We start from the raw sequence: 22,897 nt of genomic DNA on the forward strand, positions 1-22,897 counted from the left end.
TTGTTGTTTAGCCCGGCCATGACGACTGAGAAAGGGCAGCCTTACGCCGCCTTGCCCTTCGCGTCCTGAATGGCCCGCCACACGCGCTCCGGGGTCAGCGGCATGTCGATCTGCTTGATGCCGTGGTCCGAGAGCGCGTCGAGCACCGCGTTCACCACCGTCGACAGGCTGCCGGCGCAGCCGGCTTCGCCGCAGCCCTTGCTGCCGAGCGGATTGGTCGTCGCGGGCACCGGGTGATCGCCGACCGTCATGTTGGGAACGTCCTCAGCGCGCGGCAGCGCGTAGTCCATCAGCGAGCCCGTGATCGGCTGGCCGCTCTCGTCGTAGCGGATGTGCTCCATCAGCGCTTGCCCGATGCCCTGGACCACGCCGCCATGGAGCTGGCCTGCGACCAGCAGCGGGTTGATCACCGTGCCGAAATCGTTGACCGCGCTGTAGCGCACGATCTGCACCACGCCGGTTTCGGGGTCGATCTCGACCTCGGCGACATGACAGCCGTTCGGGAACGCCGAGGCGACTGGTTCGCTGGTGTGATCGACGTCGAGGCTATCGGGCACGCCCTCCGGCGTCTTGCCGTCATGCAAGCGCTTGGCGAGCTCCATGATGTCGATACTGCGATCGGTGCCGGCGATGGTGAAGCTGCCGCCTTCGAATTCGATGTCGGCTTCGGACGCTTCGAGCATATGCGCCGCTGCGCGCTTGCCTTTCTCGATGACGAGCTTTGCAGCCCCCACGATGGCCTGGCCGGTTGCCGTGATCGAGCGCGACCCGCCGGTGCCGTTGCCGGTATGGACGATGTCGCTGTCGCCCTGCACCAGCTTGACGCTCTCGAAGGGAACACCGAGCTGCTCGCTCAGCACCTGCGCGAATGGCGTGGCATGGCCCTGGCCGTAATCGAGCGTGCCGGTGATGAGCTGCACGGTGCCGTCAGCGTCGAACACGATCTTTCCCAGCTCGGGGCTCGGCGGCGCCGTGACCTCGAGATAGGAGCCGACCGCGATGCCGCGCAGCTTGCCGGCCTTCCTGCTCTCCTTCTTGCGCTTGGCGAAATTCTCGTGGTCGGAGATTTCGAGCGCCTTGTTGAACACGGCCTGGAAGTCGCCGCTGTCATAGGTGACGCCGGAGGACGCCGCGAACGGCATCTGGTTCTGCTTGATGAAATTGCGCTTGCGCAAGGTCAGCCGGTTGATGCCCATCTCGTCGGCAGCGCGATCGATCAGCCGCTCCATGTAGTAGTTCGCCTCGGGCCGGCCGGCGCCGCGATAGGCGCCCATCAGCGTGGTGTTGGTCAGCACCACCTTGATGTCGACTGCCATCAACGGCGTGCGGTAGACGCTGGAAAAATTCTTGCCGGTATTGAGCGAGAGCGGCCCCGGCGCGACGCCGGTGATGTAGGCGCCGAGATTGCCGTAGCCGGACAGCTTGGCCGCGAGGAAATGCCCTTCGGCGTCGAGCGCCAGCTCGGCGTGGATCTTCTGCGCACGGCCGTGGCTGTCGGAGAGGAAGGCGGTCGAGCGCTCGTCGAGCCACTTCACCGGCTTTCCCAATTCCTTCGCCGCATACAGGATGCACATGTACTCGGGATAGTTGATGTTCTTCATGCCGAAGGAGCCGCCGACATTGGCGGTGAGGATGCGCACTTTCTCGTTCGGCACCTTCAGGTTCTTGGCGAGGTTGGCGCGGTTGCCGGCGACGCCCTGCGTCGGCACCTGAAGCGTGTAGCGCTCGGTCTTCTTGTCGTAGGAGGCAAGGCCGACGCGCGGCTCCATCGAGACCACGGCGACACGGGTGTTTTCGATGTCCATCCTGGTGACATGGGCGGCGTCGGCGAAGGCGGCGTTGACCTTCTCCATGTCGCCATAGTGGTAGTCGAGCGGCACGTTACCAGGAATGTGCTCATAGAGCTGCGGCGCGCCGGGCTTGGCCGCTTCCTCGGGATCCGTCACGGCTGGCAGTGGCTCGATATCGAGCTCGACCGCCTCAGCCGCATCGCGCGCCTGCGCCAGTGTCTCGGCAACCACGAAGGCGACGGGATCGCCGACGAAGCGGACCTTGTCGGTCGCCAGCGGCTGGCGGTTGGTCTGGAGCAAAGGCGAGCCGTCGCGGCTCTTCAGCGGCAGGCCGCAGGTGAAGGGGCCATAGCCGGCGGCATCGAGATCCCTGCCGGTCCACACGCCGAGCACGCCCGGCATCGCCTTGGCGGCGTCGATGCCGATGCCGCGGATGATTCCATGGGCGTGGGTGGAACGGACGACCACGGCATAGGCCTGGCCGGGCAGGTTGAAATCGTCGGTATAGCGGCCCTTGCCGCGCACCAGCGTGTCGTCCTCCTTGCGGCGGACGGGTTGCCCGACGCCATATTTTTGCAGTGCAATAGCGTTTTCGAGCGTGGACGATTTGGTGTGTTCTTGCATGGAATTGACCTGAAAAGCCGGCATTTGCGCATTTTCGCGGCAGCGGGGCACCGGACTCCATTGAGATAACCCACCACTCCGTTCACGACAACGCACGAATGGGCATGGTCCCATGTGATGCGTTGTTGCGCAGGCCGGCTGCGCTGCTAATGTTTCAGGCGAAAAATCAATTCCAGACCGGCCCGACCGGCCGCGGAAAGACAGTTTGTATGAATGACCACACGCGGCTCCGCGACGGCCATGCGCCGCACGGTGAGCTGGAGGGGTCGATGGCGGCGGTGGCGTTGGCCACCGAACCGGCTGTCGGCGCGCAGGCGTCGGGAACCGGCGTCTATGCGGCGCTGGACCTCGGCACCAACAATTGCAGGCTGCTGATCGCCTGTCCGACCCAGGACGGCTTTCGCGTCGTCGATTCCTTCTCGCGCATCATCCGGCTCGGGGAGGGGGTCTCGTCGACCGGCTGCATCAGCGAGGCCGCGATCGAGCGTGCCATTGCTGCGCTCAGCATCTGCCGTGACAAGATCAATTTGCGCAAAGCGCGCCGGTTGCGGCTGATCGCGACCGAAGCCTGCCGCGCCGCCTCGAATGCGGAGGGGTTCCGCAGCCGCGTCGCGGCCGAGACCGGCATCGAGCTCGAAGTGATCGACCGCGAGACCGAGGCCGCGCTCGCCGTGCTCGGCTGCTCGCCGCTGGTCGACCCCAGGGGCCGCGGCGCGATCCTGTTCGACATCGGCGGCGGCTCGACCGAGCTGGTGCGGATCGAGCGCGATCCGCAAAATCCGGAGCCGCGGATCAAGGCCTGGATGTCGATCCCCTACGGTGTGGTCACGCTCGCCGAGCAGTTCGGCGGCCGCGACGTGACGCCGGAGATCTACGCCGCGATGGAGCAGGAGGTGGCGAACCACGTCGCGCCGTTCGCCGAAGTCCACGGCGGCGATCTCGCCGACATGCACCTGCTCGGCACCTCAGGCACGGTGACGACGCTCGCCGGCATCCATCTCAACCTCGCGCGCTATGACCGCCGCCGCATCGACAGCATCTGGATGAACGATTCCGACATCACCGCGACCATCAACAAGCTGCTCGGCATGAGCTACGAGGAGCGCGCCGGCAACAGTTGCATCAGCGTCGAGCGCGCCGATCTCGTGCTCGCCGGCTGCGCCATCCTCGATGCGATCCGCCGCGCCTTTCCGCTGCCGCGCCTGCGCGTCGCCGACCGTGGCCTGCGCGAGGGCATGCTGGTCGAGATGATGCGCGAGGACGGCGCGCTCAGGAGCTGGTGAGATGGCCAAGGACACCACCGGCCGCTTGCACGTCCAGGTCAAGACCAAGGTCAAGACCGGCGGCAAGCGCAAATTGTCGTCGAAGCTGTGGCTGGAGCGGCAGCTCAACGATCCCTATGTCGTGAAGGCCAAGGCGGCGGGCTACCGCTCGCGCGCCGCGTTCAAGCTTCTGGAGATCGACGACAAATTCCGGGTCTTGAAACCCGGCATGGCCGTCGTCGACCTCGGCGCGGCGCCCGGCGGTTGGAGCCAGATCGCGGCCAAGCGCGTCGGCTCGGTGGAAGGCAAGGGCAAGGTCGTTGCCATCGATCTGTTGGAAATGCCGGAGATCCCCGGCGTGGATTTCGCGCAGCTCGACTTCATGGCCAACGATGCGCCCGAGAAGCTGACCGCGATGCTGGGCGGCGGCGCCGATTTCGTGATGTCCGATATGGCCGCCAACACCACCGGCCACCGCAAGACCGACCAGCTCCGTATCGTCGGCCTGGTCGAGACCGCCGCGGCGTTTGCGTGCGACGTGCTCAAGCCCGGCGGCGCGTTCCTGGCCAAGACGTTCCAGAGCGGCGCCGATGCCGATCTGCTCGCCCAGCTCAAGCGCGATTTTGCGACGGTGCGTCACGTCAAGCCGGCAGCGAGCCGGCAGGATTCCTCGGAACGCTACGTGCTGGCGACGGGATTTCGGGGCGGGGCTGCCTGAGCCAATCTCCGCTGTCGTCCCGGACAAGCGGAGCTCCCGACAACGCGTAGCGTTGTCTGGAGCGAAGCGCCGATCCGGGACCCATAGCCACAGGGAGAAGTTTGGCGAAGACTCGGAGTGGCAGACTCGCGCAACGTCTCCTCCCTGTGGTTATGGGTCCCTGCGTTCGCAGGGACGACACCGAGTGTGAGGCGCCCGCTCGCTCAACTCACCCCAACCTTTGATCCCGCACGTCCTGCGTATCCTCGGACGCCGCCTTGACCGCCGCCTTTTCTGCACCCTTGCCGGCACCCTTGCGACTGGCGATCTCCACGGCCTTGCGGCCGGAGATCTCGTGGCCGGCATCGACGGGCATCTGCCAGAAGAACCAGCTCGACGCCGCCGAGGTCAGCGCGACCACGAGGAAGGCGGGGGCGAACACGGTGGCGTCGATTTCGCTGACATGGTTGAACCACATCGTCGTTTCCACGCAAGCCGCGCCGACGGCGACGCCGGCGGAGACCGCGAGTTGCTGGTTGACGCTGACGAGGGTGGTGGCGCGGCTCATCTGCGCAGTCTCGACGTCGGCATAGGCGACCGTGTTGATCGCGGTGAACTCGAGCGAGCGGAAGAAGCCGCCGACCACCAGGATGACCATGATGATGAGCAGCGGCGTCGTCACCGTGAACAGCGCGCAGACGGCGAGGAAGAACGCGCTGACGATCGCGTTCACCGTCATCAGATTGCGGAAGCCGAAGGTGCGGATGATGCGCGCCGCCAGCGTCTTCATGCCCATCGCGCCGAGCGAGGAGGCGAAGGTGACGAGGCCGGAATGGAACGGCGACAGGCCGAAGCCGATCTGCATCAAGAGCGGCAGCAGGAACGGCAGCGCGCCGATGCCGAGCCGGAACAGGAAGCCGCCGAACACGGCGGCGCGCAGCGTCGGCAGCTTCAGGAGCGAGAAGTCGAGCACCGGCGAGCCGGTGCGCCGGGCGTGAATGACGTAGAGTGTCATCGAGATCGCGCCGCCCGCGATCAGCGCGGCGACGGTGCTCCACGGCAGCAGGTTGAGACCAGCAACGGACAGGCCGAAGGCGATGCCGGCGAGGCCGATGCCTGCGAGCACCATGCCGTAGAGGTCGAACGGCTCGCGCTCCTCGCTCTTGATCGGGTCGATGAAGCGCAGCGCCATGAAGATGCCGAGCAGCCCGATCGGGATGTTGATCAGGAAGATCCAGTGCCAGGACGCGTAGGTCGTGATGAAGCCGCCGAGCGGCGGCCCGATCACGGGACCGATCAGGGCAGGGACCGTCACCCAGGCCATGGCGTTGACCAGCGCGCTCTTGTCGACCGAGCGCAACAGCACCAGGCGCCCGACCGGCGTCATCATCGCCCCGCCCATGCCTTGCAGGACGCGCGCGAACACGAAATCGGTGACCGAGGAGGAGAGCGCGCAGCCGACCGAGCCGACCATGAACACGCCGACGGCGATCGCGAACACCATGCGCGCGCCGAAGCGGTCGGCGGTCCAGCCGCTCGCCGGGATGAACACCGCAAGCGACAGCAGATAGGACGTGATCGCGAGTTTCAGCGTCAGCGGGCTGGTGCCGATGTCGGCTGCGATCGCCGGCAGCGAAGTGGCGATCACCGTCGAGTCCATGTTCTCCATGAAAAGCGCGGTGGCCACGATCAGCGGAATGACGCGTTGCTTGTCGACCATGACGGATTGGTAATGAAAATCGGAAGGAAGGGTGGAATTGCGGCTTATCACCGCCGCCGGCCCCCGACCATTGCGGATCGACGCATAGCACCTAGATCCCGCGTAACAACGGTGTGACCTCTCTCCAGGGTTGCGTGTCGCGCTCCTTCGTCATTCCGGGGCGCGCCACTTGGCGCGAGCCCGGAATCCATTGGGCCGCAGGGACCGCTGCGGGATGGATTCCGGGCTCGCGACGTCGTCGCGCCCCGGAATGACGAGAAGGGGCTGCCCCCGGCTATCCACGCTGAACTGGCCAAAAAAGCCTGTGCATGGCTGGCCGGCGGTCCGAATTGCTTTGATTCGTCACGCGACCGTGCTATCGACCCGCGTCAACCCCACCGATGGGCTCCGATTCTCAAGGCGATGCCGCAAGGTACGCCGAGGGCGGCGCTCATCCATAGCTATTTGCGGCAGGGCCGCGGAAGGAGTTGGCACATGGCCACGGTGCAACAAGGCATTCGCGAAGCCTTTACGTTCGACGACGTGCTGCTGAAGCCGGGCCTGTCGGACGTCATGCCGGGCGAGGTCGACATCCGCTCCCGCGTCACCCGCGCCATACCGCTCAACATCCCGATCATGGCCTCCGCCATGGACACCGTTACCGAAGCCCGCATGGCGATCGCGATGGCGCAGGCCGGCGGCCTCGGCGTCATCCACCGCAATTTCGATCCCGAAGGGCAGGCCGCGCAGGTGCGGCAGGTCAAGCGCTACGAGTCCGGCATGGTGGTGAACCCGCTCACCATCAGCCCCGAGGCCTCGCTCGAGGACGCGCTCAAGCTGATGAGCGATCACGGCATCTCCGGCATTCCCGTCGTCACCGGCGCCGGCAAGTCCACGCCGGGCAAGCTGGTCGGCATCCTCACCAACCGCGACGTGCGCTTTGCCACCGACCGCCGGCAAAAAGTCTCCGAGCTGATGACGCATGAAGGTCTCGTCACGGTGCGCGAGAATGTCAGCCAGGACGAGGCGCGGCGGATGCTGCACCAGCATCGCATCGAGAAGCTGCTCGTCGTCGACGAGCAATATCGCTGCGTCGGCCTCATCACCGTCAAGGACATGGAGAAGGCGGTCGCCCATCCGCTCGCCTGCAAGGATGCCCAGGGGCGCCTGCGCGTTGCCGCCGCCACCACCGTCGGCGACACCGGCTTCGAGCGCACCGAGCGGCTGATCGATGCCGGCGTCGACCTCGTCGTCGTCGACACCGCGCACGGCCATTCCCGTCATGTGCTGCATGCCGTGAACCGCATCAAGCGTCTCTCCAACTCCGTGCAGGTCGTTGCCGGCAACGTTGCTACCACCGAGGGCACGCAGGCCCTGATCGATGCTGGCGCCGACTGCATCAAGGTCGGCATCGGCCCGGGCTCGATCTGCACCACGCGCATCGTCGCCGGCGTCGGCGTTCCCCAGCTCACCGCGATCATGGATGCGGTGGAAGCGGCGAAGAAGGCCGACATTCCCGTCATCGCCGACGGCGGCATCAAGTTCTCCGGCGACCTCGCCAAGGCGCTCGCCGCGGGGGCCGACATCGCGATGGTCGGCTCGCTATTGGCCGGTACCGACGAGACGCCCGGTGAAGTGTTTTTGTGGCAGGGCCGTTCCTACAAGGCCTATCGCGGCATGGGCTCGGTCGGCGCGATGGCGCGCGGATCTGCCGATCGCTACTTCCAGCAGGACATCAAGGACACGCTCAAGCTCGTGCCTGAAGGCATCGAGGGCCAGGTGCCCTACAAGGGCCCGGTCGGCAACGTCATGCACCAGCTTGCCGGTGGCCTGCGCGCCGCGATGGGCTATGTCGGCGCAAAGGACATGAAGGACCTGCACGACAAGGCTCAGTTCGTCCGCATCACCGGCGCCGGCCTGCGCGAAAGCCACGTCCACGACGTCACCATCACGCGCGAGAGCCCGAACTATCCGGGCGGGGGTTAGTTACTCCGCTCTCGTGCCCCGGACGCAGCGCAGCACCTCTTCGGTGATGCGCTGCAGAGCCGGGGCCCATGTCTCGGCATTTTGCCGTGTCGCTTTCTGGGTCCCGGCTCTGCGCAGCAACGCTGCGCGTCCGGGACACGAGAGCTGCGCGTGAAACGCCATCACGCGTCACCGCTTTTGTATTGACGCAGCTACCTCCCTCCGCTTCCGTTCACGTCGAAAGACAATCAGGAGGAAGCCATCATGTCCCAAGCCAAGCGCATCGTTCTCGCCGCGCGTCCCGTCGGTGAGCCCAAGCCGTCTGATTTCCGTATCGAGGAATTCGCTGTCCCGGCGCCTGCGGCAGGCGAAGTCCTGCTGCGCACGATCTGGCTCTCGCTCGATCCTTATATGCGCGGGCGCATGAGTGATGGTCCGTCCTATGCTGCGCCGGTGCCGGTCGGCGGCGTGATGGAAGGCGAGGCGGTGAGCGAGGTCGCGGCCTCCAACAATCCGGATTTCGCCAAGGGCGACATCGTCCGTGCACGGACCGGCTGGCAGACGCATGCGATCTCGAACGGCAAGGGCCTGATCAAGGTCGATCCGAAGCTCGGTCCGATCTCGACCTCGATCGGCGTGCTCGGCATGCCCGGCATGACTGCGTATACGGGCCTGCTCGACATCGGCAAGCCGCAAGCAGGCGAGACCGTCGTGGTCGCGGGTGCCTCCGGTGCGGTCGGCTCGGCGGTGGGGCAGATCGCGAAGATCAAGGGCGCACGCGCGGTCGGCATTGCCGGCGGCAAGGACAAGTGCGCCTACGTGGTGAAGGAGCTCGGCTTCGATGCCTGCATCGATCACCGCGATCCCGAATTGGCCGCCAAGCTGAAGGAGGCCTGTCCGAAAGGTATCGACGTCTATTTCGAGAATGTCGGCGGCGCCGTGTTCGAGGCGGTGTTCCCCCTGCTCAATCCGTTCGCGCGTGTGCCGGTGTGCGGCCTGATCGCGCACTACAACGACACCGAAGCCAAGGCGCCGAAATGGGCCGCATCGATGATGCGAGCGACGCTGACGAAGCGGCTGACCTTCCGCGGCTTCATTGTCTCCGACTTCGCCTCGCGCCATGGCGACTTCCTGCGCGACATGTCCTCTTGGGTCCGCGACGGCAAGGTCAAGTACAAGGAGTTCGTCACCGAGGGCCTGGAAAGCGCGCCTGGCGCCTTCATGGGCCTCTTGAAGGGCGCTAATTTCGGCAAGCAGCTGGTCCGGGTCGGGCCGGACAAGGCCTAGCGCGACAGGGACTGGGACTCCCGTGGCTCGGGAGCCACATGCCGCCCCGGGATAGTTAAGAAAGAGTCACCAAATGGTCACACCTGCCCGCAAAAGCCGCAGGTGTGACCGGCTGTTCATTGACGGGATCGCGAAGGCATTGAATCATCGGGCATATTTTAGGTGCTGCGATGTTAGAGATCAGTGTTTTCTGCGTTATCCTGCTTGCTGCCGGCTATTGGCTGGCCATGTTCGTCATGGGCCGCCACGACGACGTCATCCATGGCAAGTTCGTCCATGTCGACGAGGAGGGCGATCTGACGCGCCCCTCGATGCCGGCACCGCCCCCGCCATTCCCAAAGCGCCCGGTCAAGGCCGTGCAGCCCGCCAGGCAGCCGCCTGCCAATGATCTCGCGGCCAAGCCGGTGAACAGCGAGGCGCTGCAATCCTTGCTCGCTGCGATCCAGCAGGACCTCAAGAGCGTCGCCTGAGCGGATCAGCGCGCCTTAATGCTCGCCGCCCATCTGGACGAGCAACTCCTCGATGTCGACATCGACCTGGCCCGCGGCCCTGACGTGGCGGACCTCGAAACCGTCGGGCCGGAAGCGGTATTCGACCAGCCCGACTTCCTTGATCGCGATCCGGTCCTGGCGCTGATCGTTGATGACGAAGCCGGCCGACGGCGCCCAGACATGGCGGGTGTGGCGCCAGGTGAAGTCGCGCCGCTGGTGCACGTGGCCGCTGGCGATGAGGCGCAGGTCGATCGTCCCGAGCATCTCGATCAGCCGTGCCCGTGCCGGCTGCGGCACGTAGCGGATCGCGGTCTCCGGCGTCTCGGGATCGTCGGGCAGGTTGAGAAACACCGGCTTGTGAAGGAACAGTGCGACCGGCCTGCCGTTCGTGCGCGCGATCTGTTGCGACAGCCAGTCGAACTGCTCGACCTCGAAGGCGAGCCCGGAATTCATCACCAGCGAGTTGAGGCCGATGAAGCGCCAGCCGGCGGCCTCGAATGACCAATGGTCTTCGCCGATGAGGTCGCAGAATTGCCGGCGATGCGCTTCCGTGACCGGCGGCTTCGGCCCCGGGCCAACCGCGGTCGGATTGTCGCCGATGTCGTGATTGCCGGGGAGGTAACGGCAGGCGACGGGCAGGGCCTCGTGCAGGTCTTTTGCGAAGACGACATCGTCGCGGCCGGTCGGCCCGTCGAAGGCGACGTCGCCGGTGTTGATGACGAGATCGGGCCGGTTGCCGTCGATATGTTCGCTGATCGCCTGGAAGTTGGCGATCAGGCCGGGGAAGCGCCGGCCGAGATGGGTGTCGGAAATCTGCGTCAGGCGAAATTCGGACATGCGATCACCGTACCCGTGCTTGCGCGTCGGAACGATGACGGCGCGGGCATGGATCGCAACGAACAAAGTTTAAAGCACGCGGTAGCGGATCGTGTAGGCGTCCTGCGGCGCGACGGTGTCGGCGAGCGGCGAGGCGATGCGGTCGGCGAGGTGCCAGGGACCGAACTCTTGGGAGCGATGCGGCTCGGCGGGCAGACGGAGGCGGAACTCGAAAATGCCCTTGCCCGGCAGGTTTACGACCAGCACGCGGTCCGCGGTGCGGTGGTTGAGCACGACCGCGCCGCGCAGCAACGCACGGCCATCCGAGAGGTCGCGCACGCCCTCGACCAGCGCCAGCGTCTGGTTGCGGTCGGTATGCAGCTCGATCTGGCTGTCGGTCATCGCCGTCAGCATCGCCCGGGGCATGCGGATCTCGAACTCCACGGCGGGCTTGGACGGATTGAGACCGAGATAGGCGAGCGCGGCGTGGCGCATGTCGTAGGCGGCGAAGGCGAACAGGGCAGTGGCGGCCAGAGTGGCGAGGCCATGCCTGATGACGTCGCGCGAGGTTCGGTAGCTCAGGCGAAAGTAGACCGTCATCGCCAGCGCGACCGCAAGCGCCATCGCGATACCTGAGAGGGCCGACATCAGGATACCGAGCTGGCCGTCGGCGGATTCGGTCCAGAGGCTGGACAGGGTGGTCATGGCGCCATCTCGCCTCTATCTCGCCTTGGGCTCCCGAAAAGGAGCCGAAATCGCTTTAACTATCGGTGGTTGGTCGCAAGACCGGGAACGCCGGTTCAACTGGTTGATTGTCAGGACGAGGAGCGGCGGCTAATGACGGTTCGCGGCGTTCCGCCTTACGGGAAAGTTCCGATGTCCGTCCAAATGGTCCTGCTCCCTGTCTTCGTGCAGGTCGGCCTTACCTTCGCGCTTCTGATCGGCATGGTGTTCGCGCGCCGCAAGACGCTGGTCTCCGGCGAGACCAAGATCCGCGACATTGCGCTCGGCGAGCCGAACTGGCCGAAGGGCGCCACGCAGATCGCCAATTGCTACCGCAACCAGTTCGAGCTGCCGGTCCTGCTCTACGTCCTGATTGCGCTGGCGCTGCCCCTGCGCCATGCCGATCTCTTCATCGTGCTGATGTCCTGGGTGTTCGTGGTGACCCGCTTCGCCCATGCCGGCGTGTTTGTCTCCTCGAACGATCTCGGCCGGCGCTCCACGATCTGGCTCGCCGGCGTGCTGGTGCTGCTGGCGATGTGGATCTACTTCGCGCTGAAAATGCTGTTGCTGATCTAGGCGCGCCCGCCAATGCCAATCTGAAAGATTCAAATGACTCCCGCTGCCCGGCTGTCCGCAGCCATCGAACTGATCGACACCATCGAGAAGGACCGCGTGCCCGCGGCCAAGGCGCTGAAGGAGTGGGGCACCGCGCACCGCTTTGCCGGCTCGGGCGACCGCGCCGCCATTGCCGGCCTGGTCTGGGACGTGCTGCGCCGCTACGCCTCGAGCGCGTTCCTGATGGAGTCCGGTACCGCGCGTGCCAGGTTGATCGGCATGCTCCGGCTCGAGCGCGACATGGACACGGCCACGATGGGCGCCTTGTTCGACGGCAGCCGCTTTGCGCCGGCGCCGCTGACCGAGGCGGAAGCGGCCGCGCTCGCCTCGCGGTCCCTGAAGGACGCGCCGGCCGCGATCGCCGGCGACTATCCCGAATGGCTGGATCCGCACCTGGCAAAAGTGTTCGGCGAGGACCGTGCCGCGGAGGCGGCCGCGATGGCGAGCCGGGCGCCGCTCGACCTGCGCGTCAACACGCTAAAATCCAACCGCGACAAGGCGCTGCAGTCGCTTGCTCATCTTCATGCGAAACCGACGCCTTGGTCGGCAACGGGCCTGCGCATCGCGCTTTCGGCCGATGCGCGCAACCCCGGGATCCAGGCCGAGGAGGATTTCATCAAGGGCGCCATTGAAGTGCAGGATGAGGGATCGCAGCTGGCCGCCCAATTCACCGCGGTAAAGCCCGGCGAGCAGGTGATCGACCTCTGCGCCGGCGCCGGCGGCAAGACCCTGGCGCTCGCCGCCCTGATGCAGGGCAAGGGCCGGCTGATCGCGACCGACAGCGACAAGCGCCAGCTCGCGCCGATCCACGAGCGCCTCTCGCGCGCCGGGGTCCATAATGCCGATGTCCGCACGCCCAAGGGCGAGGCCGATCCGTTGGCCGACATCCGCGCCTCTGCCGACCTCGTCGTGATCGACGCGCCCTGCACGGGGACCGGAACCTGGCGCCGCAACCCCGATGCCAAATGGCGCATGCGCCCGGGCGCGCTGGAGATTCGCCTGCGCGACCAGGCCGAGGTGCTGGAGCGCGCGGTGCCGCTGGTGAAGGCTGGCGGCCGCATTGCCTACATCACCTGCTCGGTGCTTTCGGAAGAGAACGACGAGCAGGTGAGGGCATTCGTCGCGCGCCATCCCGAGTTCGCGGCCGTGCCGCCCGAGCAGACCGCGAGCGTGCTGTGGGACAAGGCGGAGGCGTTTGGGGAAGCCGCGCTGCAGTCGCCCGAGGGCTGGCTGATGACGCCGCGGCGGACTGGGACGGACGGGTTCTTCGTGTCGGTGTTGAAGAAGGCGGGCTGACAATACTCCGCCGTCATTCCGGGGCGCCCGCAGGGCGAGCCCGGAATCCATCGCGCGGCAGTCTCCGCGGTCCAATGGATTCCGGGCTCTCGCTTCGCGAGCCCCGGAATGACGGGGAGCCAAAAACAAAAACCCCGCGCACCGGATCCCGGTCGCGGGGCTTTCATTTTTCTAACGTTCTGCCGGTACGTCCGTGGTCAGAACGCTGCGTAGGCGTTAGCCGACGCGGAGATTGTCAGCCGAGGACTTGCCGCTGCGACGATCGGCGACGATGTCGAACGAGACCTTCTGACCCTCGTTGAGGGAGGAGAGGCCGGCGCGCTCGACGGCGCTGATGTGCACGAACACGTCCTTCTGGCCGTCGTCCGGCTGGATGAAACCATAACCCTTTTGGGTGTTGAACCACTTCACGGTGCCCATAGCCATGGGAATTTCCTTTAGTTAGTTAGATTGAGTACGCACGCGGACCGGTACGCAGCATTGCGCCCATAGTCCCTGATGAGTCGATGTTTGGAGAATTCATCTGAAGCGTGCGCGCCCGTCAGCAACGAAGCGAAGCGGCCCAGTCGTTCGGCCAAGTATCGATGATCACAATATAGCGAGAATTTGGGGCCAGTTCAAGGCACCACCCGTGAGCCGGCGCGTCGCGCGACTTTGCTATTTTGCGGTGCAAATTAACCGCCCGGCGGATCTCAGTCCACGATGAAAAGGGTCGCTCCGGTCGCGGTCGAGGACCGGTGCGCGGCGTCGCCGTAGTCCGAGACCTGGTAGCTCATCCCGGCCGTGAGCTTGAATTTGCGCCCGTCGCGCAGCTCGCTGTCGAGCTCGCCCTTGAGCACGTAGAGCACGTGGCCGCGATCGCACCAATGGTCGGCCAAATAGCCCGGCGAATACTCGACCATCCGCACCCGGAGATCGCCGATGTTGAGCGTGCGCCAAATGGCCTCGCCATGCTCGCCGGGGTGTGTGGTCGGGCTGACCTTGCTCCAGTCGGTGACGGTGAACGGGGAGGTGGGAAGCTTCATGAGGGAGGTCCTGAATTGGGGGCGATGCTGCTTGGCTCGCTATTAGCAACAAACTTCGTCATTGCGAGGAGCCCTTGCGACGAAGCAATCCAGGAATGTATCCGCGGAAAGATTCTGGATTGCTTCGCTGCGCTCGCAATTTACGGGGATAGACTAGTGCACCAAATGGTTCGCCGAGCCCTGCACGATCAGCCCCGCATCATTCACCCGCAGATATTCGCAGATCTTCTTGCCGCGCTCGTTCGCGTAGAACACCACGACGCTATCGGGGCTGACGAACAGCTCGATCAGCGAAAAATGCAGCTCCGGCAGCAGCCCAAGCGCCTTGCCCCAATACGCCCGCAAGGCGTCCTTGCCGCGCAACGTTCCGCTGGCATCGAACCCCAGCGCCGGAATGCGGTCCGAGGTCATCACGGCGGCCTCGTCATAGAGCGCGAGCACGCGTTCGAGATCGCGCGCGTTCCAGGCCTCGACCCAGGTCCGGCCGAGCTCGGCAAGCGTTGAAGGCTGATGATCCTGCGGCATGGCGTTCTCCCTGACCGGCCCCTGTTTGAAGAGTGGGGCATATTAGGTCAATGATACTTACCTATATCCGCCTTGTCCATACCCAAAGAAGAATGTGGGCGCGCGGCCCGCGCGGTTGCGGGAAAAGCCCCCGTCGCGTATCTGCTGGCCATGACAGCAGCACAGAACGACCGCTCCGCGTCGACGCCCTCGGTGGCCTCGGCGCACGACAAGATTCTCATCGTCGACTTCGGCAGCCAGGTGACGCAGCTGATCGCGCGTCGCGTGCGCGAGGACGGCGTCTATTGCGAGATCGTCCCGTTCAACAAGGCCGAAGCCGCCTTCAACGAGATGAAGCCGAAAGCGGTGATTCTCTCGGGCGGCCCCGAGTCGGTCCACGAGGCCGGCTCGCCCCGCGCCCCGCAAGCGATCTTCGATTCCGGCGTGCCCGTGATGGGCATCTGCTACGGCCAGATGACCATGGCGGCCCAGCTCGGGGGCGAGGTCGAGGGTGGCCATCACCGCGAATTCGGCCGCGCCGACGTCGAGGTGAAGGCGCCGAGCAAGCTGTTCGAGGACGTCTGGTCGTCGGGCGGCAAGAACCAGGTCTGGATGAGCCATGGCGACCGCATCACCAAGATGCCGCCGGGCTTCTCCGTTGCCGGCACCTCGCCGAACGCGCCGTTCGCGATCATCCAGGACGAGACGCGCAAATATTACGGCCTGATGTTCCACCCCGAAGTGGTGCACACGCCCGACGGCGCGAAACTGATCCGCAACTTCGTGCGCAAGATCGCAGGGCTCACCGGCGACTGGACCATGCGCGCCTTCCGCGAGGAGGAGATCGCAAAAATCCGCGCCCAGGTCGGCAAGGGCAAGGTGATCTGCGGCCTCTCCGGCGGCGTCGATTCCGCCGTGGCGGCCGTGCTGATCCACGAAGCCATCGGCGAGCAGCTGACGTGCGTGTTCGTCGATCACGGCCTGCTCCGCCTCGACGAGGCCAAGACCGTGGTCGACCTGTTCCGCCACCACTACAACATCCCGCTCGTGCACGTGGATGCGTCCAAGCAGTTCCTCGGCGAGCTCGAAGGCGTCACCGATCCCGAAACCAAGCGCAAGACCATCGGCCGCCTCTTCATCGAGGTGTTCGAGCAGGAGGCCAAGAAGATCGGCGGCGCCGACTTCCTGGCGCAAGGCACGCTCTACCCCGACGTGATCGAGAGCGTCTCCTTCACCGGCGGCCCCTCGGTGACGATCAAGTCGCACCACAATGTCGGCGGCCTGCCCGAGCGCATGAACATGAAGCTCGTCGAGCCGCTGCGCGAGCTGTTCAAGGACGAGGTGCGCAAGCTCGGCCGCGAACTCGGCCTGCCCGAGATCTTCGTCGGCCGCCATCCGTTCCCGGGCCCGGGCCTTGCCATCCGCTGCCCTGGCGACATTACCCGCGACAAGCTCGACATCCTGCGCAAGGCGGACGCCGTCTACATCGACCAGATCCGCAAGCACGGTCTCTACGACGAGATCTGGCAGGCCTTCGCCGTGCTGCTCCCCGTGAAGACGGTGGGCGTCATGGGCGACGGCCGCACCTACGACTACGTCGTGGGCCTGCGCGCCGTCACCTCAACCGACGGCATGACCGCGGACTTCTACCAGTTCGACATGAAGTTCCTGGGCGAGACCGCCACGCGCATCATCAACGAGGTGAAGGGCGTGAATAGGGTGGTGTACGACGTGACCAGCAAGCCGCCCGGGACGATTGAGTGGGAGTAGGGGGTGCCTATTCAATCTCAAGCGCTTCGGGGAGGCGGCGTCGCTTAGATCATGGGATTTGGGGTATTCATCCATCGATCGGACTCGATCTACGATGACAGCCCCGCTGAACAATATCAATTTCCCAGCCAGTATCTTCGCCGCGTTGAAGCCTGCGTCGGTGATTGGATAATCTACTACGAACCGAGCAAGGTCGCTGAGACGCGGGGCTACTTTGCGATTGCGCGGGTTCAGCAGGTTGTTCCCGATCCAGGTACTTCGGGAATGTATTTGGCTATGATCGAACCCGGAAGTTACCTCGATTTCGCCAATCCGGTCCCCTTCAACGGGCCAACTGGTCCCGTAGAGCGCGGCGTCCTGAATGAGCAGGGACGAATTTCAGGACGCGCTCAGTCTGCAGTCCGTCCAATCTCCCCCGGCGACTTCAACAGAATATGTGAACTTGGTTTGGCGGAGAATGCGCCGCTGTTGCCGCGACGCGATGACGATGTCCGTCCACTCGACCTTAACGAGGAGGCGGTGCCGTTCAGATTCGAACAGCAGCGCGAGCGTATTAGCGTGACAGTATCTAGGATTTTGCGCGATCGAGTCTTCCGTCGCGTCGTGCTTCGCGCCTACGATGAGCGTTGTGCCATCACCGGGCTAAAGCTTATCAATGGAATGGCGCGCGATCAATCATCAATAAGACGGGGTACGCACTTGCGCCGCGGCGAATATCAGATCGCCCACACCCGCACTTCCTGAAATGGCATCGCGAACATGCTTCAAGCAATAGGGAAAGCGAGCGAGGTCAACGCGTAGGATGGGCACTTACCGCGGCGCCAACCCCGCGCCATTCTGGAACGCCAGCAGGGCCCGTAGGATGGGTAGAGCGCAGCGAAACCCATCTCCCGTCATCTACTCCATCTCTTTGAATTGTGAGCCGTCTTCCTATATGATCACTGTAGTCACATAGGTGTCCTCATGCGCGAAATCCAGCTTCGTGATGCCAAGGCCAATCTCTCCGCGGTCGTCGACGAGGCAATCGACGGCAAGCCTGCGGTGATCACGCGTCACGGCAAGAAGCAGGCGGTTGTCCTAAGCTACGAAGAGTGGCAGCGGCTGTCGCAGGTGCCGAGCTTCGGTCGTCTGCTGATGGCGGCTCCCGTGAGGGCGGGCGATTTACCGCCGCGCAATCGGTCCAAGCTGCGCAAGACTGATTTCTGAGACGTGTACCTCGTCGACACCAACGTTATCTCCGCCGCATCACCGAACCGGCCGGTGTCCGCGGCGGTCGTCGCGTGGATGGATGCGCAATCCGGTTCCCTATTCTTGTCCGCTGTGACCATCGCAGAAATCGAGGACGGAATAGCCAAACTCCGGCGCGAGAAGGCGACGCGCAAGAGCAGGGACCTGACCCACTGGCTCGACGCTGTGCTGCATCTCTATGGAGATCGAATCCTGGCATTCGACGTGCCAACGGCGCGGATCGCCGGGCAGCTGTCAGACCGGGCGCGGGGGCAGGGACACTCGCCGGGCTTTGCCGACATCATCATTGCTGCCACTGCGCGTCAGCACGCGTTGACGGTCCTCTCACGCAACGCGAGGCATTTTGTGCCGCTCGGCGTGCCCGTGCTTGATCCCTTCGGCGAGTTGCCGCCGTCCTGATTATCGCGCTGCTCGCAGGATGGGCATCGCTTCGCTCCACCGATCCCGACGGACTGTGCCAGCTTTTCTCAAACAGGTCTCAAGCGTCGCACCTATCGCGGCGCCAACCCCGCGCCATTCTGGAACGCCAGCAGCCCGACGCAGAAGATCGCGGCGCCGACTAACAGCACCACCGGGACCAGGTACGGGGACGAGATGACCTCGAGCACGGGAAATGCCTTGTCCGAAACAAACCGCCTGTAGGCCACCCAGGCGGTTGCGATGAGGGGCGTCAGGGCGACGATGATGTAGAGAGCTCCGAGGATCCAGCCGAAGGCCGTCAGGTCCTTGGACCGCGTGGCCTCTCCTGCGAATCCGAGCGCGGCAATTGAGATGAAGGCACTCAGCGCGCTGACGACAAGCTCGGCAGCCACGACGACGATCGAGACAGTTACATTCATTCCTGGATTCCGTTTGAGAATGGGACGTTCTTGAGGGGGCGTCCGTGATTCATCCTGTGCGTGCAGCCTCGTAGCATCGGTACTGAGGTAACGCCAGCGCAAGCGCGCCCTGGCCTCGTCAGCGCCGGTTGAAGTCCTTGAGGTCGAGGATGAAGCGCGCGACGTCAGGCGCGCTCAAAGTGTGCGGCGGAACCCATCGTGCTCGATGGCAAGGTGACGGTCGCATGCCGTAATATAAGTATTGACTTATATAAGCCTATGCCGATATTCCTTCCCGAAATCAAAGGGAGGTCCGGGATGGAGATCGACGTTGCCAGGGTGTTGGGGCTTGTCACGCGTTCGGTGCGCAATTTCGAGAAGGACGGGAAGGCGGCCAGTGCGGTCACCTTGACGCGGCTCTACGACACCAGCGTCGACGATCTCTGGGATGCGGTGACGAGCAGGGAACGCATCCCGCGCTGGTTTCTGCCGGTCGAGGGAGATCTCCAGCTCGGCGGAAGATATCAGCTCAAGGGCAATGCGGGCGGCACCATCACGGCCTGTGCGCCGCCAACTCATTTTGCGGCGACGTGGGAATTTGCAGGCGCGGTGAGCTGGATCGACGTCACGCTGGCGGCAGAACGGAGCCAGGCGCGCTTGACGCTCGAGCACAGCGCGATCATCGAGGATCATTGGAATCAGTTCGGTCCGGGTGCGGTCGGCATCGGTTGGGACCTCGCCATTGCCGGGCTCGAGCGATACGTTGCGACGGGGGCATCGGTCGACCACGAGACGGCCGAGGCGTGGATGGGCTCGCCCGAGGGCAAGGAATTCATGACCGGGAGCGGTGAGTATTGGCGCGCAGCGCATGTCGCGAGCGGGGTGGATGCGGCCTCGGCGAAGCAGCGCTCGGACCGTACCATTGCCTTCTATCGCGGCGAGATGCCGCCTGACATCGCGCACCCCGGCACAGGAAGCTGATGCACGTCTTCGAAGTCCTCGCCGATCCCGTGCGCCGACGCATCCTCGAACTGCTCGCCCCGGGAGAGATGGCCTCCGGGGAAGTCGTCGAGGCGATCGGCGCCGAGTTCGGCATCACGCAAGCCGCCGTGTCGCAGCACCTGAAGGTGCTGCGCGAGAGCGGCTTTGCGACCGTTCGAGCGCAAGCGCAACGACGCCTCTACTCGGTCGACGTGGCCGGACTTCAGGCAGTGGATGCCTGGGTCGGTCGGTTCAGGACTTTCTGGGAGCCGAAGCTCGACGCGCTGGCGACGGAAATCGTGCGCGGCAAGCGGGAGCGGCGCAATGCGCCGCTGACCAAGCGGAGCGGCAAGAGGGCCTGAGAGCCGTGCCGGACCCGAAACGTCTCACTCATGCGCCTCCTGCCAATGTGGATAGGTGACGTAGGCCGTGACGGCGCCTTGCTCGTGCGAGCGGATAGTGACCTTCTCGCCCTTGGGCATGTAGATGATCTCGCCGGGGCCTGCCGTGACGGTGCCGGCTTCACTCGACACCGATAGCTTGCCCTCCAGCACGAGCATGACATCGTCCACGGCGAGCTTTTCATCGAGGCTCTGGTTCGGCGCATAGCGGCCGTATCCGATGGTGATCGGGCCGCCGTGGCGCCGGTCGATCACATTGCCTGCGAAAATATCTCCGTCCTGCCCGGGCGAGCGTTCGAACGACGCATCCGCCACGGCAAACTTGCGAACCTTCATGGGATCCTTCCGTTCCGCGCCTGAGTTGACAGGGTGAAACGGTAGACGCCTGACGCCGGTGTTTGTTCAACATCGCCGCGGGGCGGTTTGACGCAGCGCTCGCAGCGCCATCCATCAAGGGGTGCGATGTCCAGATTGTCGCACGCTGCGCATACGGGATCGGAGTCGCAACAATGCCACAGTCGCGACGAGACGACATTCTTTAGACCCATTCAATTTCGCTTCCTCGTTTCCGTGTGCCCATAAGTCCGCGTCTGATTTTTTGCTCACCGGGGATTGGAATGCTGAGTTTGAATGCCGTGAGGCATGGTTTTCTCGCGACCTGCAGTTTGTTCGTGTTGGATGCAGGACTTGACGGCAAGAGTTACGCTCAATCTCAGCTACCGCCAGTGACGGTCGATGCTCCAAAGCCGCAGCAGGCCCGCCGCGCGCAGTCCGCGCGGCCCGGTGCCGCAAGCGAGATGCGACGATCGGTGCGGCGGCCGAATCCGCGCAGGGAGGCGCAGATTGCTGCAGCAGCTCCGGTGTCGGCCACGACTCTTCAGAGTGCGATGGGTCCGGTCCAGGGCTTCGTCGCAACGCGCAGCGCCACCGGCACCAAGACGAATACGCCGCTGATCGAGACGCCGCAGTCCGTCTCGGTCGTGACGCAGGACCAGATCCGCGACACCGGCGCACGAACCGTCGGCGAGGCGTTGGCCTACACCGCCGGCGTGCAGACGCAGCCATACGGCTTCGACCCGCGTTATGATCAGTTTCTGATCCGGGGCTTTGCGGCCAACCAGTACGGCAATTATCGGGACGGCTTGCGGCAGGGCAACGGCTCGTTCGCCTATTTCCGCAACGAGCCCTATGGCGCCGAGCGCATCGAGGTGATGCGCGGTCCGTCGTCCGTGCTGTACGGTGCCAATGAAGCCGGTGGCATGGTGAACTATGTGAGCAAGATGCCGCTCGACAAGCGGCTCAACGAGGTTGGCCTCGATATCGGCAATTTCGATCGCTATCAGGGACGTTTCGACTTCAGCGGACCGAGCCTTGATAACGACAAGCTGCTCTATCGCTTCACCGGGCTGGTGCGCGACAGCGGCACGCAGATTCCCGGGACGTGGGACGACCGCGTGTTCTTCGCCCCGAGCGTGACCGCCAAGCTGAACGAGGATACGACGCTGACCGTGCTGGCCGAGTACGAGCGCAGCAAGACGTCGATGTGGCCGTATTACCTTCGCAACCCGGTGACCGGCGTGGTCACCAATATTCGTCTCGGCGATCCCGCATTCGACGCGCTCACGCAGTGGCAGGCCTCGGTCGGTTACAGGCTCGAGCATCGCTTCAACGAGGCATTGGCGTTCCGGCAGCATGTCCGGCTCGGACATGTGTCGTTCGAGGGCAACATGGTCGATGCGCTCGGTTTGTCGCCGGATGGCCGCACCCTCAATCGCTACGCGGCGACCTTCCGTGAGCGGCTGAACACGTTCAACGTCGACAACCAGATCGAGGCCAAGCTGGCCACCGGTCCGATCAAGCATACGGTCCTCGCGGGTGTTGATTATTTCCGGCAAAGCACGACGCTGGACTATTATGCCGGCTTGGCGCCGTCGCTCGATCTGACCAATCCGGTTTACGGCAGTTCGGCGCCGACGATGCCTCTGGGGCTCATGAGCACCAACAGCCAAACGCTCGGCCAGGTCGGGCTTTACGCACAAGACCAGATGGCGTGGGGCGGCTGGCGGCTGACCGTCGGCGGCCGGCAGGATTTTGCCGAGCTCTCGAACCGCAACGACCTGACGGGTGTGACGAGCAACAGCGAGCCAAGCAAGTTCACCGGCCGCGCCGGATTGTTGTATCTGTTCGAGTCGGGGCTTGCCCCCTATGTGAACTATGCGACATCGTTTCTGCCGCTAACCGGCACGACGGCACCCCAGCGCGGCGGTACACCATTCGCGCCAACGACGGGTGAATCGTTTGAAGCCGGTATCAAGTATCAGCCGCTTGGCTGGAACAGTTACTTCACCGCGACCTGGTTCAACCTCACCAAGGACAACGTGTTGACCATCGATCCGGCCTTTCCGACTTTTTCGGTGCAGACCGGTCAGGTTCGTTCGCGCGGCGCCGAGCTCGAGGCCGTGCTGTCGCTGGCCGAGGGTCTCAAAGGTGTCGCGTCCTACAGCTATACCGATGCCATCGTGACGCGCAGCAATGGCCTTGATCTCGGCAAGGTGCCGATCGGCGTGCCGTTGCAGCAGGCGGCGATCTTCCTCGATTACACCTGGCAGAATGGCCTGCTTGCAGGCTTTGGCGTCGGTGCCGGTGCGCGATGGATCGGGCAGACCTGGGCGGACGAGGTCAATACGATCAGGAATCCGGCCGTCACGGCGTTTGATGCGGGCGTGCATTACGACTATCGCGGCATGCGCTTGGGTCTGAATGCGCGCAATCTGTCGGATGAGCGCGTTCCGATCTGCAATGGTGGGACCTGCGCGTTCACGCAGGGACGGACCGTGCTGGGGAGCGCGACAGCGCGGTGGTGAGCAGGGCTGGCGCTGCCGCCG

At 64.5% G+C, this 22,897-nt stretch carries 22 protein-coding genes and 1 pseudogene; 14 read left to right on the top strand and 9 right to left on the bottom strand.

Annotated elements, in window-relative coordinates; genetic code table 11:
* Window positions 1-41 precede the first annotated feature (41 nt).
* On the bottom strand, window positions 42-2,414 hold the full coding sequence (locus tag XI04_RS07520; protein ID WP_271608193.1) for a xanthine dehydrogenase family protein molybdopterin-binding subunit: 2,373 nt from the start codon (window positions 2,412-2,414) through the stop codon (window positions 42-44).
* A 209-nt stretch (window positions 2,415-2,623) separates the two neighbouring features.
* Here XI04_RS07520 and XI04_RS07525 point away from each other — a divergent pair, with 209 nt between their 5' ends.
* Both XI04_RS07525 and XI04_RS07530 read left to right on the top strand, forming a co-directional pair.
* On the top strand, window positions 2,624-3,697 hold the full coding sequence (locus XI04_RS07525; protein ID WP_095425957.1) for a Ppx/GppA phosphatase family protein: 1,074 nt from the start codon (window positions 2,624-2,626) through the stop codon (window positions 3,695-3,697).
* 1 nt (window position 3,698) lies between these two features.
* A complete protein-coding gene (locus tag XI04_RS07530; RefSeq protein WP_271593453.1) occupies window positions 3,699-4,394 on the top strand; it encodes an RlmE family RNA methyltransferase in 696 nt (231 codons plus the stop codon).
* A gap of 208 nt (window positions 4,395-4,602) precedes the next feature.
* Here XI04_RS07530 and XI04_RS07535 read toward each other — a convergent pair whose 3' ends face one another.
* Entirely contained in the window at window positions 4,603-6,093 is a 1,491-nt protein-coding gene (locus tag XI04_RS07535; RefSeq protein WP_028145109.1) for a DHA2 family efflux MFS transporter permease subunit, read from the bottom strand.
* A 474-nt stretch (window positions 6,094-6,567) separates the two neighbouring features.
* On the opposite strand from XI04_RS07535, the gene guaB reads away from it, so the two are divergent.
* The 3 genes from guaB (at window position 6,568) to XI04_RS07550 (ending at window position 9,794) form a co-directional block, all read left to right on the top strand.
* A complete protein-coding gene (guaB, locus tag XI04_RS07540) occupies window positions 6,568-8,058 on the top strand; it encodes an IMP dehydrogenase (protein ID WP_028145108.1) in 1,491 nt (496 codons plus the stop codon).
* Between the two features lie 243 nt (window positions 8,059-8,301).
* Window positions 8,302-9,324, top strand: a complete 1,023-nt coding sequence (locus tag XI04_RS07545; RefSeq protein WP_028145107.1) for an NADP-dependent oxidoreductase — start codon at window positions 8,302-8,304, stop codon at window positions 9,322-9,324.
* Window positions 9,325-9,494: 170 nt separating this feature from the next.
* A complete protein-coding gene (locus XI04_RS07550; protein ID WP_028145106.1) occupies window positions 9,495-9,794 on the top strand; it encodes a hypothetical protein in 300 nt (99 codons plus the stop codon).
* A 15-nt stretch (window positions 9,795-9,809) separates the two neighbouring features.
* Here XI04_RS07550 and XI04_RS07555 read toward each other — a convergent pair whose 3' ends face one another.
* Together XI04_RS07555 and XI04_RS07560 are read right to left on the bottom strand one after the other, a co-directional pair.
* A complete protein-coding gene (locus XI04_RS07555) occupies window positions 9,810-10,652 on the bottom strand; it encodes a metallophosphoesterase family protein (RefSeq protein WP_038946449.1) in 843 nt (280 codons plus the stop codon).
* A 69-nt stretch (window positions 10,653-10,721) separates the two neighbouring features.
* On the bottom strand, window positions 10,722-11,336 hold the full coding sequence (locus XI04_RS07560) for an acriflavin resistance protein (protein WP_271608192.1): 615 nt from the start codon (window positions 11,334-11,336) through the stop codon (window positions 10,722-10,724).
* A gap of 171 nt (window positions 11,337-11,507) precedes the next feature.
* Here XI04_RS07560 and XI04_RS07565 point away from each other — a divergent pair, with 171 nt between their 5' ends.
* Window positions 11,508-11,930: an MAPEG family protein gene (locus tag XI04_RS07565; RefSeq protein ID WP_038972529.1), complete on the top strand. Its 423-nt coding sequence runs from the start codon at window positions 11,508-11,510 to the stop codon at window positions 11,928-11,930.
* A gap of 33 nt (window positions 11,931-11,963) precedes the next feature.
* On the top strand, window positions 11,964-13,265 hold the full coding sequence (locus XI04_RS07570) for an RsmB/NOP family class I SAM-dependent RNA methyltransferase (protein ID WP_038972528.1): 1,302 nt from the start codon (window positions 11,964-11,966) through the stop codon (window positions 13,263-13,265).
* Between the two features lie 216 nt (window positions 13,266-13,481).
* Here the strand turns inward: XI04_RS07570 and XI04_RS07575 are convergent, their stop codons facing one another.
* From XI04_RS07575 to XI04_RS07585, 3 genes are all read right to left on the bottom strand, one after another.
* On the bottom strand, window positions 13,482-13,691 hold the full coding sequence (locus tag XI04_RS07575; protein ID WP_008141931.1) for a cold-shock protein: 210 nt from the start codon (window positions 13,689-13,691) through the stop codon (window positions 13,482-13,484).
* 266 nt (window positions 13,692-13,957) lie between these two features.
* Complete coding sequence (locus tag XI04_RS07580) at window positions 13,958-14,290, bottom strand: DHCW motif cupin fold protein (RefSeq protein ID WP_028145101.1); 333 nt, start codon at window positions 14,288-14,290, stop codon at window positions 13,958-13,960.
* 153 nt (window positions 14,291-14,443) lie between these two features.
* Window positions 14,444-14,815 (bottom strand): nuclear transport factor 2 family protein, encoded by a 372-nt coding sequence (locus tag XI04_RS07585; protein ID WP_271608191.1) that lies wholly within the window; start codon window positions 14,813-14,815, stop codon window positions 14,444-14,446.
* Window positions 14,816-14,965: 150 nt separating this feature from the next.
* Here XI04_RS07585 and guaA point away from each other — a divergent pair, with 150 nt between their 5' ends.
* From guaA to XI04_RS07605, 4 genes and pseudogenes are all read left to right on the top strand, one after another.
* A complete protein-coding gene (gene guaA, locus XI04_RS07590) occupies window positions 14,966-16,564 on the top strand; it encodes a glutamine-hydrolyzing GMP synthase (protein ID WP_028145099.1) in 1,599 nt (532 codons plus the stop codon).
* 51 nt (window positions 16,565-16,615) lie between these two features.
* Window positions 16,616-17,325, top strand: a pseudogene (locus XI04_RS07595) (HNH endonuclease); the annotation flags it as partial.
* A 202-nt stretch (window positions 17,326-17,527) separates the two neighbouring features.
* Window positions 17,528-17,770 (top strand): type II toxin-antitoxin system Phd/YefM family antitoxin, encoded by a 243-nt coding sequence (locus tag XI04_RS07600; protein WP_097668176.1) that lies wholly within the window; start codon window positions 17,528-17,530, stop codon window positions 17,768-17,770.
* Window positions 17,771-17,773: 3 nt separating this feature from the next.
* Window positions 17,774-18,211, top strand: coding sequence for a type II toxin-antitoxin system VapC family toxin (locus XI04_RS07605; RefSeq protein ID WP_097668177.1), 438 nt, complete (start codon window positions 17,774-17,776; stop codon window positions 18,209-18,211).
* 92 nt (window positions 18,212-18,303) lie between these two features.
* Here the strand turns inward: XI04_RS07605 and XI04_RS07610 are convergent, their stop codons facing one another.
* Window positions 18,304-18,651: a hypothetical protein gene (locus XI04_RS07610; RefSeq protein WP_271608190.1), complete on the bottom strand. Its 348-nt coding sequence runs from the start codon at window positions 18,649-18,651 to the stop codon at window positions 18,304-18,306.
* 297 nt (window positions 18,652-18,948) lie between these two features.
* Here XI04_RS07610 and XI04_RS07615 point away from each other — a divergent pair, with 297 nt between their 5' ends.
* Entirely contained in the window at window positions 18,949-19,611 is a 663-nt protein-coding gene (locus XI04_RS07615; RefSeq protein WP_018317656.1) for an SRPBCC family protein, read from the top strand.
* On the top strand, window positions 19,611-19,973 hold the full coding sequence (locus XI04_RS07620; protein WP_028145096.1) for an ArsR/SmtB family transcription factor: 363 nt from the start codon (window positions 19,611-19,613) through the stop codon (window positions 19,971-19,973). The genes XI04_RS07615 and XI04_RS07620 overlap by 1 nt, the downstream gene beginning before the upstream one ends.
* Before the next feature lie 24 nt (window positions 19,974-19,997).
* Here XI04_RS07620 and XI04_RS07625 read toward each other — a convergent pair whose 3' ends face one another.
* On the bottom strand, window positions 19,998-20,348 hold the full coding sequence (locus tag XI04_RS07625) for an AraC family ligand binding domain-containing protein (protein ID WP_028145095.1): 351 nt from the start codon (window positions 20,346-20,348) through the stop codon (window positions 19,998-20,000).
* A 524-nt stretch (window positions 20,349-20,872) separates the two neighbouring features.
* Here XI04_RS07625 and XI04_RS07630 point away from each other — a divergent pair.
* Entirely contained in the window at window positions 20,873-22,876 is a 2,004-nt protein-coding gene (locus tag XI04_RS07630; RefSeq protein ID WP_212436791.1) for a TonB-dependent siderophore receptor, read from the top strand.
* The last annotated feature ends 21 nt before the right edge of the window (window positions 22,877-22,897 follow it).

Source organism: Bradyrhizobium sp. CCBAU 11430, from assembly GCF_028128855.1.
Taxonomy (GTDB): Bacteria; Pseudomonadota; Alphaproteobacteria; order Rhizobiales; family Xanthobacteraceae; genus Bradyrhizobium; species Bradyrhizobium ottawaense.